Raw genomic sequence first — 11,049 nt, 5'->3', positions numbered from 1 at the left:
TCCACTTCTAGTGGACTTTCGCTATCAGACGGGTAATTTATTACCCGGCTGCTTAGTGCAGCAGATATAGTGCGATCGCTGTCTTGTTGACTGTTGACTGTTGACGGAAGGGCGATCGCCCCTCAGACCAGATGCTAAAATCTCCTATTGAGCAATCTGGGGTAAATTATCGGGGTCAATGCCCTGGGATTGTAAATAGGCTCTGAGTTTTTCCTTGGCTTGCCTTTCGGCTTCGGCGCGCTGGCGTTCTTGTTGAGCTTTTTGGGCTTCTGTTTCAGCGCGTTGGCGTTCTTGTTCAATCTTCTCCACCGCCCAGGGTAAGTAAGTGGGTGCAAAAATTTTCCGCTATGTAACAGAATGTTAACCAGGCTTTTCAGAATTAAATTTTACACATCGTGTACTGTGATTGCTTTTTTCTCCTCGTTTTTTAAGGATCAACACCAGGCCATTGTTGCCCAACTAGAAAGAGCGTTGCTATTAGAAACCTTAGAACCCCTACAAATTGAAACCGCCGCCCAGGAAATAGAAGCCCTGATGGCGCAGTCTGTACCTGCTGAGAAGCAAGAATTGGTTTGAATCCGCGAAGATAGCGAAAATAGCGACAGGGGAAAACTGCGAGATATCCTCAAGCGGCTGTTCCAGTCTTTGGGAAAAGACCTGTAAAAGCAAGGAACCTCAGTGACACACAGAACTCCCCGCCTAAAGGCGGGGAGAGTGTCAAACCTGAGAGCAAAAATTCTAAACACTTAACCAGGCCAAGTATGAGAGTGTTAACACAATAACAACTAGTGCCACCCAGATAAACCGATTATCTTTTGTATTCACCTGGTTAAGGTCTATGATTTCCGGCTCAATAGCTACTTGACGGGTAGATTTAATAGGATTACCAGTAGCACGAATTTTCTGATCATTATCCGATAATGTACCTAAATCGGGTATTTCCGTCATCCACTCACTGGGGCGCTGGAGTTTTGGAGCTTTTAAAATATAAAGTAACCGCTTTGCCTGTTTGCTAGTTTCTGGGAAGGGGTGACGTTGGAGTTCTTGACAAAGATCAATGGCTTCTTGATTCCGTCCAGCTGCTTCATAAGCTGTGACAAGCCAAATTTCCACCTCACCCCCCAGGCGCGAATTGCGAGATAATAGGGCGCTGGCTTGTTGCAAATTTTCTACAGCTTGTCGATATTGCCCATTTTCAATGTTAAGTTTTCCTGTCTGGTAAAGACTTCTGGCAATTTCTAAATTTTCTGTACTCACCTGTTATACACCAACAACTAGACAGTAGTCAGTCTGGGTCAAATCTCAATAGCGATCGCACATGAGGGTTAATACTTGACGATACCCAGAATATCCACAAGGCGATCGCAGTTAATTATTTTGAGGCAAACTGGGAACCGAGAATCATAGTACCAATACCACCATCAGTAAAAACCTCTAGGAGTAGGGCGTGGGGAATGCGACCATCAATAATGTGTGCCGCACTTACACCTTGAGCGAGCGATCGCACACAACAATTTACTTTGGGAATCATACCACCACTAACTATACCATTAGCAATTAGCTCCCGCGCTTCGCGAATATCCACTTTAGGAATCAAGGTAGAGGGGTCTTTGTAATCTTTAAGAATACCGGGGGTGTCGGTCAACAAAATTAACTTTTCCGCACCCAGGGCGGCTGCAATTTCCCCTGCTACGGTATCAGCATTAATATTATAAGCTTGTCCATTCTCGTCCGTAGCCACACTAGACACTACCGGAATATAGCCACTACTTGAGAGAGTTTCCAAAACTTTGATATTTACACTACTGACTTCCCCCACAAAACCGATACCTTCTTGCTCCTGGGGTCGGGCTGTAATTAGGTTACCATCTTTACCACATAGTCCCACAGCCAAGCCCCCAGCCTGGCTAATGAGGGAAACAATTTCCTTATTGACTCGACCCACTAAAACCATTTCCACCACATCCATGGTGGGAGCATCGGTGACGCGCAAACCATTTTTAAATTGTGCTTCAATGCCCAGTTTATTTAACCAACTATTAATTTCAGGACCGCCCCCATGTACCAAAATTGGACGCAAGCCAACGCAGGATAAGAACACAATATCCCGCATGACCTTGTCTTTTAGGGTACTGTCTTTCATGGCGGCACCACCGTATTTTACAACAACAGTGCGACCAACAAATTGTTGAATGTAAGGTAGTGCTTCGCTGAGTACACGTACACGAGTAGCTTCTGTTTGCCTGATGTATTCCGAATCGTTTTCCATCACGAGGGGCTATTGGGATTTTAAACTGACTAGATAAGTTTAAAAGAATTTGTAACCTGCAACAATCTTTCAGAGTTAGTTATTCATGCTGCTAGGGTTAATGAACAGTACTAGTTCCCCTGCTTAAGATTTCCCATCACTCTCCTGACTAAGGAGAGGTTTTGTTAGGCTTGCTCAAACAGTGAATCCCCCCAATTCCATCAACCCCCTCCCATATTCATCGCTGTTAACATTGCTTGCTGACTGACCTGTTGATAAACAGTACCTAAACATCTGGTCACTACATCACCGGAGGTCTGACCAACTAAACTTTCTTCTGTTTTCCCTAAAGGAATCGCTCCTAATACATCTAATACGGTCTCGCTACTAGATGGGGTAATCACTACCAATGAAGAATCTAGGGGCTCATTATATTGCCAGAATGAACTCAGGTTAACACAATATTGGGGGTGTGTCCTGGGCTGTGCAATTTCCCCTGTTTCCGATGCAGTGACTTGCACCTTTGCACCGCGTAGTTGACGTAAATCACTGATAATTTGCTCTTTAGTGCGCCCCCGTAGTTGAAATAATACAAATGGGTCTTCACTAAAGCGATCGCCTAACTGATAGTATACAGCACCAATATGCTTACAGGGGTTTGCTTTATCAGGACAAGAGCATTTACTGTGCACATCAGAGAGGGTAAAAGGAAACAAAGACAAACCATTGGCTGTAAACACCTCCTCAATATTTTGCGGCATTTCGCCCGCTAACAACTTAGCTGCAAAAATTGCTCTTTGGGACATATTTTCAATGACATAACCCCACTCTTCCTCAGTAAAATGATCAATAGAAAGAGAAACCCTATAAGGTTGAGTTTCACTACCTTGGACTCTAGCTAATACCTTTGCACCTTTAAACTCAATATTGAGAACATTTCCCTGACGAGAATAATTTCTCGCCCGTTCTAAGCGCTTTTTAAACCGATAAGAATCCAGTAACTCTAGCCACTTTTGTGACCACCATTCACGGCTTGCCTGTAACGTTGCATGATTCATAATCTTTCTGTATAATTAACTTATATTTTACTTGATTTATGGGTTAATTTTTGTGACATAAACTAACGGCAAGCTCAATTGCCTTTTGACAAAGCCTTTCACTCCTAATCTTCTTCAATTATGGCGCTACGGTCAAGTATTAATAGGTTACGTAATTGGTCTGTATCCATTTCCGTGAGCCATTCCTCACCCGCATCAACTACTTGTTCAGCTAATTGTTTTTTACTTTCAATCATATCGTGTATTTTTTCTTCCAATGTGCCAGTACAGACAAATTTATGCACTTGCACATTACGGGTTTGACCGATGCGAAATACTCTATCAGTAGCTTGATTTTCAACTGCAGGATTCCACCACCGGTCAAAGTGAAATACATGATTAGCCCTGGTTAAGTTCAATCCTACACCACCGGCTTTTAAAGAAAGAATCATAATCGGCGGTCCTTGGGGGTCGTGTTGAAAACGGTCAATCATTTCTTCCCGTTGTGTTTTACTAGTACGACCATATAAAAATAATATTTCTTTACCAAGTTTTTGCTGTAAATCAGCCTGTAATAATTTACCCCATTCAGCAAATTGGGTGAAAATTAAAGCCCTATCTCCCTCCTCCAAAGCCACGCTTAACATTTCTTCTAGCCGCACCATTTTAGCAGAACTATGTTGTTGCAATGTCCCTAATTTTAAATATTGGGCTGGATGATTACAGATTTGTTTGAGTTTAATTATTAAGCCTAAAATCATCCCTCGACGTTGCAAACCTGATGCAGATTCAATCTCTGCCAAAGAGGCTTCTACTACTTCTTGATAAAGTGCAGCTTGTTGTGCACTCAGACCACAAAAAACCGTCATTTCTTGCTTTTCTGGCAAATCTTGAATAATATCACGGTCTGTTTTTAGACGGCGCAAAATAAACGGTTGCACTAAAGCCCGCAACTGATTTAAAGATGCCGTATCACCATACTTTTCAATTGGTATAGCAAACCGTCTCTGGAAAAATTGGCGATTTCCCAAATACCCAGGATTAAGAAAATCTAAAATCGACCACAGTTCTTGGAGTTTATTTTCTACTGGTGTCCCAGTTAGGGCTATGCGAAATGTAGTTTTTAATTCCCTGACAGCCTGGGATTGTTTAGCTTCTGGATTTTTGACATTTTGAGCTTCATCTAATACAACTACCTGCCAATCAACACCTTGTAAAGTTTTAATATCCCGATGGATGAGTGAGTAACTAGTGATAATTACATTGTGTTTTTTAACTGCTTCTACAAACCCTTGACCCTTAAGACGTTTATCACCGTGGTGCTGTAAAACTTTCAGGTTAGGAGCAAATTTTTTAATTTCTCGCTCCCAGTTACCTAAAATAGAAGTTGGACACACCAGCAGGGTGGGATTTACTAGTGCGTCTTGTTCCTGGAGGTACAGTAAAAAAGCAATTAACTGAATGGTTTTCCCCAGTCCCATATCATCTGCGAGACACGCACCCAAGCCCCAACGTTCTAAGAACCCTAGCCAAGCTGCACCCCTTTGTTGATAAGGTCGTAACTGTCCTTGAAAATTAGTAGGTGTCGGTACAGGTGCGATGACTTGGTTATTGGTTAACGCTCCAATTAATTCTTGCAATGTTCCTGATGCTTCAAAGCTGACCACGGGTAACTTTTCAATGGACTGGGTATCTCCAGAACCCAGACGTAAAGCATCTTCCAGGGAAAGTGCCATTTTGTCTTTACGAGTGGCAAAAAATGCCTGTGCGGTTTTGATATCCTGGGGTCGCAACTCTACCCATTCGCCATTAATTTCTACCAGGGGGCTATTTAAGGCTACAAGTTTATTAAACTCTGTTTGAGAAATCGTCTGCCCACCAATTGCCAATTGCCATTGGAAATTCAGTAGACTTTGTAAACCTAAGCGTCCCTGCTGATTATTTGGGGTTTGAGCGGTGATTTTTAACCCCAAACGATTCGCCCAGCCTCCACCGTTTGCCAAACTAGGAGGCAAAATTACGCCTAAACCACTATCTTCAAACCGCCACGCCACTGACTTAATAAATTCGTATGCTTGCAATGGGTTAAGGTGACAAGATTGGGGATATTCTGTTTCTAAACTGGGTGCAATAACTGGATACAATCTTGAAGCTAACCCCAACCCGCGCAATAATGTTTCTTGGGGTTGATGAATGGTGCGGTTTTGATTAACTAATTGCTCCACGGGGTGATCCCAAATGGTTGCCGCATCTACTAAGAAATCAGGATCATTTGCTGCTTGTAGAAAATATGCCAGTGTCCAATCAGTACCGCCAGATGCCGGGGGAAGCAGCTGGAAACAGCAGCGAAATAAGGCTGTTCCTGACAATTGGTACTGTAATGGCATAGTCCAAGCTTTCAGCCCTGCTTCGAGTCTTTCTACTTCCAGCGCATCTGCATTAAAGGTTTCAGAGGTACTAGTTAAAGCTTGCAACCACTGTCGCACAGATGAGGCTAGAGATGCCATTACTCTGGTTTCTAATAGAGGCTGATCTGCTAATATCTCTCGCACTTGGGCATCTACTATACTGTTGAGAAATCCCAGCAATAATTCCTGTGGTTGAGTGGGGAAGTCTAGGGCTAAGTATTTTTCTTCTAACTCAGGAGTTGTTTGATAAGTACGGCAAGCTAAAGGCATCTTGGCGGCAAATTTTTCTAAGCGTGTTCCGTCTATAGCACTGTCTAAGAGGACTTGCCATTTAGCAACAATAGAACCATCAGACTGCCTTTGAATAGTGGGCAAAAACTTACACCGGGAAATTAAATCCAAACTCCAACGCGCAACCTGTGACCAGAAACGTAGGTCTCCAGCGAATAAAGTATCCCCCTCGGTAGCAGCATTTAAGGGCACAGTGGCCAGAAATTTTATAGCTGCACTGGGGTGAAGACAAAAACCCTCGACTCTCCAAGGTTGGAGATATTGGGGTAAGTTGATTTCAGATGCCGAGGTTGCAGAATGTAAAGGCGAAATAAATCCTATTTCTTGCTGATTATTTTCTGGGATATGAGTTGGTAGGGCAATTATTTGAGAGTGGGTTGGCAGGCTTACTTGAGTAGCAGTTGTACTTTTACGAGTTCGCCGAATTGCTGTCACAGCAACTGGGGTTGGCTGGACTAAATCGGAAATTATGATGTTTTCAGAAACCAACCATTCACACAACTCTAATGGGTTGATAGCCAGTGGATGTAGTGGTGTGTGTGGAGATGCACTAGTCTCGATGTTTATGCGCGATGAACGCCAAGTTTCTCCCCAAATAAATAAACAACTATTTTCAGGCTTAACTAACCAATTTCCGTGTAAAATTGTCATTTTTAACTACTAAAATTCCTGTAAAATAACCTAATAAATCTCTAATTGTCCTTTGTTATGATATAGATAATTATTTTCTAACTGTGCTGCATTTTTTCATATCTTACAACGAGGATTGTTAAGTTTCATGGGGTAGTTAGACTCGTGTCAGATGTAATGATAAAAAAATATAACATCCTCAATTTAAATATAAATTTAACATAATCAATTTATTTGCTAATCACGTTGCCTCTTTATCAAGTGTTAAAAAATGAGGTGGCAGTAGAATTAGATTCTATGAAACCTAAAGAACAGGAGGTAGTCATTACTAAATGAAGGTAAAAGTTATCCCCAAAATGAACCACTCTCCCGGGCAGCATTTGCTGCATACTGTTTGAGTCAGGATGCCTTGGTGGTGAAAACATCTCCTCAGGATACCACACACCAGCCAAAGGAGCCGCATGGGGTATTTAATACCCAGCCAAACTTCCCCAGTATGTGTGGCGATATTTGCAACGCTGGTTTTATTGTACAACCTGGCTTACGCGGTCAGGGTTGAGAAAGGTTTCTGGGCGAATATATGCTGGTGATAGCAGCAAACCTGACAGTGAAGCTATGCTCTGGGCGGTAGGCAGGGACGATAATATTATATCGTGCTTGGTGCCCAAGGACTTATTTATCTTTGTGTGTACTAGAAGTCAGTCTGAGAGCATAAATGTTAGGATTGCCACAGAGAGAGAATAGCGAAAGAGAAGGAAAAAAAACTGAATGGCACAAGTTGATAAGTCAATATCCTTCGATGGTAGGGATATTAGACTAAAAGTGGGCTTACTAGCTCCCCAGGCTGGTGGGTCGGTTCTCATAGAATCGGGGGACACATCTGTTTTAGTAACCGCTACGCGAGCAAAGGGTAGAGAAGGAATTGATTTTCTTCCCCTGACAGTAGATTACGAAGAACGACTGTATGCTGCAGGTAGGATTCCCGGAGGGATCATGCGGCGAGAGGGACGTCCACCGGAGAAAACAATTCTGACTAGCCGGTTGATAGACCGTCCCATGAGGCCTTTGTTTCCTTCATGGTTACGGGATGACCTGCAAATTATTGCTTTTACGCTGTCCATGGATGAGTTGGTACCACCAGATGTCTTAGCAGTTACTGGGGCGTCTATTGCTACCCTCATCGCACAAATTCCCTTTAATGGGCCTATGGCAGCAGTACGGGTAGGCTTAGTGGGTGATGATTTCATTATTAACCCCACCTATGCAGAAATTCAAAGCGGAGACTTGGATCTGATAGTGGCTGGTTCACCCCACGGTGTGATCATGGTGGAGGCGGGAGCCAATCAATTACCAGAGCAAGATATTATCGAAGCAATTGATTTTGGTTACGAAGCAGTTAGAGATTTAATCCAAGCCCAGGAAGATTTATTGGCGGAAATGGGTCTGCAAGTTGTGCAAGGAGAACCACCAGAGGTAGACCCGACTCTGAGCAATTTTATCCGCGATCGCACCAGCGATGAGATTAAGAAAATTCTGTCTCAGTTTGAATACAGCAAAGCCCAACGGGATGAAGCGTTGGACGCTGTGAAGGAAAAAATTACTAGTGCGATCGAGGAATTACCAGAAGAAGACAAGGTTCGAGTTGCTGCGATCGCAAACGGTAAAGGAATAGGTAATCACTTTAAAGACATAACCAAGCACTTGATGCGTCGTCAAATCATTGAAGATAACGTCCGCGTTGATGGTCGCAAACTGGATGAAGTCCGTCCTGTTTCTTGTCAAGTTGATGTCTTACCCAAACGAGTCCATGGTAGTGGTTTATTTAACAGGGGATTAACCCAAGTACTATCCACTTGCACCCTTGGTACTCCTGGAGATGCTCAAAGCCTCAACGACGACTTGCAATCAGACCAATGTAAACGCTACCTGCATCATTACAACTTCCCGCCTTTCTCCGTGGGGGAAACTAAACCTATGCGTTTTCCAGGAAGGCGCGAAATTGGTCATGGTGCTTTAGCAGAGCGGGCGCTGATACCTGTGCTACCACCAAAAGAAAAATTCCCTTACGTGATTCGTGTCGTATCGGAAGTGCTTTCTTCTAACGGTTCCACTTCCATGGGTTCGGTGTGTGGTTCCACTCTATCATTGATGGCTGCTGGTGTACCAATTATCAAACCCGTGAGCGGTGCTGCAATGGGTTTGATTAAAGAAGATGACGAGGTGCGAGTTCTCACTGATATTCAGGGCATTGAGGACTTTTTAGGCGATATGGACTTTAAGGTAGCCGGGACAGATACCGGTATTACCGCCTTGCAAATGGATATGAAAATCCCCGGTCTGTCATTGGAGATTATTGCCCAAGCCATCCACCAAGCTAAATCAGCCCGGTTGCATATTCTGGAGAAAATGCTCCAGACTATCCAAGAAGCACGTCCTGAAACATCACCCTATGCCCCGCGTTTATTGACTATCAAGATTGATTCAGACATGATTGGTCTGGTGATTGGGCCTGGAGGGAAAACAATTAAGGCTATTACTGAGGACACTGGTGCAAAGATTGACATTGAAGACGATGGAACTGTCACGATTTCTGCTGTGGATGAAAGCCGGGCTAAGAAAGCCCGTAACATCATTCAAGGTATGACTCGTAAGCTACATGAAGGTGATGTTTATGTAGGGCGTGTGACTCGGATTATCCCCATTGGTGCATTTGTAGAATTTCTGCCTGGAAAAGAAGGCATGATTCACATTTCTCAACTAGCTGACTATCGCGTTGGCAAAGTTGAAGATGAAGTGGCCGTTGGAGATGAAGTAATTGTCAAAGTGCGAGAAATTGACAATAAAGGACGGATTAATCTCACACGTTTAGGTATCCACCCAGATCAAGCGACTGCGGCGCGAGAAGCTGCGGCTGTGAATCGGTAATATCGATTGGGGATTTTAGATAAAAATCTAAAATCCGCGATGCCTGGAGACTAGGCATCGCGGTTGGTTTGTGAAATTTCAATCAGAAAAAGTGATGACCGTTCATAAAATACTCAATAAATCTAGTGTTTTACGTTCGTAGTCTTAGTCCAAAGTCCTAAAACTACAGGCACAAACGGCTGTGCCTCTATCCCATCCAGAAAGTTTGGGATTACTTGGATGTTGCTACTTGACGTAGGGGAAAGTCAAATATATCCAGAAAATCTTTGATGAAGGTTTTTCGTAAATTTTATGGATGCTTCCGAGTTATTAGCAACAATTACACAGATCATTGAGCAGGCTGAACAAGGCGAGATCGATCCTTGGGATGTTGAAGTAATTAAGGTGATTGACCGTTACCTAGAATTAATGGCACCGGAGGACACACCTAAAGGCTATGAGTCAGACTTGTCGCAATCGGGACAAGCTTTTTTGTCAGCATCGATGCTAGTGTTATTCAAGGCCAACACTTTAATGCAATTATCTTCAGTGGAAGAGGTGGAGGATGATATAGCAGATGATGCCATCTTATTCACTGAAGGCGGGTTATTACATCATGCTCACTGTCTCCAATTAGAGCGGCACTTGCGGCGCCGTCCCTCAGCAATGCCACCGCCAAAGCGTCCTGTGACTGTGCAAGAGTTAATCAAGCAATTGCAAATTATGGCGCGCCAGCTAAAACTGGTTGAGAAATCTAGTAAGCGTGTTTCCCCCCACCGTCACCCCAGATGCCAAAATATGCGGCAGGCCTTAGAGTTAGCTCACCACGAAAATTTGACTGAGGTAGCTGGAGAACTAGAGCAAGTGTTGCATTGTTCTAGAAGAGAGCTATTGTTAGGAGAAAATTGTTTAAGTCTAGAACAACTGGTAGATTTGTGGACTCAAACAAAGCAACCACAGCAAAATAGTTCTAGCCATGAGTCAGAAAACGGCCCCCTAGTTAGCGTTTTTTGGGCCTTACTACTGCTGTCGTCTCAATCTAAAGTCGAGTTATTACAAGACGAGTTTTACCAGGACATTCAAATTAGCCTACTGACAGATTCAGCCAATTGACAGTTCCGCTACGCTTGGTGACGGGGATTCTTGTTTCATCCGTCCCCCCTAGAGAGTAAATGCAAGCACCCAGCCTGCGGGTGTGGATACCTGCACAAGCTTACACGTACTAAGGGGGTGTGATGCGAGATTTAACCAAACTGGTGCTAAGACTCTCACATTTGTACAAGATTTACGATTTTCGCTACTAGGGTTCTGAATTAGGAGTTATCCACTTGAGCTACTTCGCTTTTTATATGTGCGCTTTACCGGTGTGAAATAGTTTGGCATTTTCATGTGAAATTTATTTGGCAATTCGCTGATGTTCCCCGTCTATAAAACGATTGCTCATAGGTATCAAGTATTGTCAAAATCGTCAGTCTCAAGGGACTATATAACTGTATTGTCCAGCTTGTAGAAGACTGGGGAATGACGCTAA

General features: G+C 43.4%; 8 protein-coding genes. 3 read left to right on the top strand and 5 right to left on the bottom strand.

Features of this window, described 5'->3' with window-relative positions; all coding sequences use genetic code 11:
* Nucleotides 1–144: 144 nt before the first annotated feature.
* On the bottom strand, nucleotides 145–309 hold the full coding sequence (locus PN447_RS01250) for a hypothetical protein (protein WP_271760171.1): 165 nt from the start codon (nucleotides 307–309) through the stop codon (nucleotides 145–147).
* Nucleotides 310–402: 93 nt separating this feature from the next.
* Between PN447_RS01250 and PN447_RS01245 the strand changes: the two genes are divergently transcribed.
* Nucleotides 403–576, top strand: coding sequence for a hypothetical protein (locus PN447_RS01245; protein WP_271760170.1), 174 nt, complete (start codon nucleotides 403–405; stop codon nucleotides 574–576).
* Nucleotides 577–738: 162 nt separating this feature from the next.
* On the opposite strand, the gene PN447_RS01240 is transcribed toward PN447_RS01245, so the two are convergent.
* From PN447_RS01240 to PN447_RS01225, 4 genes are all read right to left on the bottom strand, one after another.
* The gene (locus tag PN447_RS01240; protein ID WP_271760169.1) at nucleotides 739–1,257 is read right to left on the bottom strand and encodes a tetratricopeptide repeat protein; all 519 of its coding nucleotides are present in this window, start codon (nucleotides 1,255–1,257) and stop codon (nucleotides 739–741) included.
* 115 nt (nucleotides 1,258–1,372) lie between these two features.
* Complete coding sequence (gene argB, locus PN447_RS01235; protein ID WP_271760168.1) at nucleotides 1,373–2,272, bottom strand: acetylglutamate kinase; 900 nt, start codon at nucleotides 2,270–2,272, stop codon at nucleotides 1,373–1,375.
* 197 nt (nucleotides 2,273–2,469) lie between these two features.
* Complete coding sequence (locus PN447_RS01230; protein WP_271760167.1) at nucleotides 2,470–3,306, bottom strand: SWIM zinc finger family protein; 837 nt, start codon at nucleotides 3,304–3,306, stop codon at nucleotides 2,470–2,472.
* Between the two features lie 104 nt (nucleotides 3,307–3,410).
* Nucleotides 3,411–6,635 (bottom strand): DEAD/DEAH box helicase, encoded by a 3,225-nt coding sequence (locus PN447_RS01225; RefSeq protein WP_271760166.1) that lies wholly within the window; start codon nucleotides 6,633–6,635, stop codon nucleotides 3,411–3,413.
* A 747-nt stretch (nucleotides 6,636–7,382) separates the two neighbouring features.
* On the opposite strand from PN447_RS01225, the gene PN447_RS01220 reads away from it, so the two are divergent.
* Nucleotides 7,383–9,539, top strand: coding sequence for a polyribonucleotide nucleotidyltransferase (locus tag PN447_RS01220; RefSeq protein WP_271760165.1), 2,157 nt, complete (start codon nucleotides 7,383–7,385; stop codon nucleotides 9,537–9,539).
* 291 nt (nucleotides 9,540–9,830) lie between these two features.
* Nucleotides 9,831–10,631: a segregation/condensation protein A gene (locus PN447_RS01215; RefSeq protein WP_271760164.1), complete on the top strand. Its 801-nt coding sequence runs from the start codon at nucleotides 9,831–9,833 to the stop codon at nucleotides 10,629–10,631.
* The last annotated feature ends 418 nt before the right edge of the window (nucleotides 10,632–11,049 follow it).

This window comes from Anabaena sp. CS-542/02, from assembly GCF_028331085.1.
Taxonomy (GTDB): domain Bacteria; phylum Cyanobacteriota; class Cyanobacteriia; order Cyanobacteriales; family Nostocaceae; genus Anabaenopsis; species Anabaenopsis arnoldii.
The sequence above is the reverse complement of the archived record's forward strand: the minus strand, read 5'-3'. Positions and strand labels throughout refer to the sequence as shown.

What these genes read in the sequence shown, in the direction of transcription:
- PN447_RS01230 (WP_271760167.1), bottom strand. Translation starts at nt 3,306, where the DNA reads ATGAATCATGCAACGTTACAGGCAAGCCGTGAATGGTGGTCACAAAAG.
- PN447_RS01225 (WP_271760166.1), bottom strand. Translation starts at nt 6,635, where the DNA reads ATGACAATTTTACACGGAAATTGGTTAGTTAAGCCTGAAAATAGTTGT.
- PN447_RS01220 (WP_271760165.1), top strand. Translation starts at nt 7,383, where the DNA reads ATGGCACAAGTTGATAAGTCAATATCCTTCGATGGTAGGGATATTAGA.
- PN447_RS01215 (WP_271760164.1), top strand. Translation starts at nt 9,831, where the DNA reads ATGGATGCTTCCGAGTTATTAGCAACAATTACACAGATCATTGAGCAG.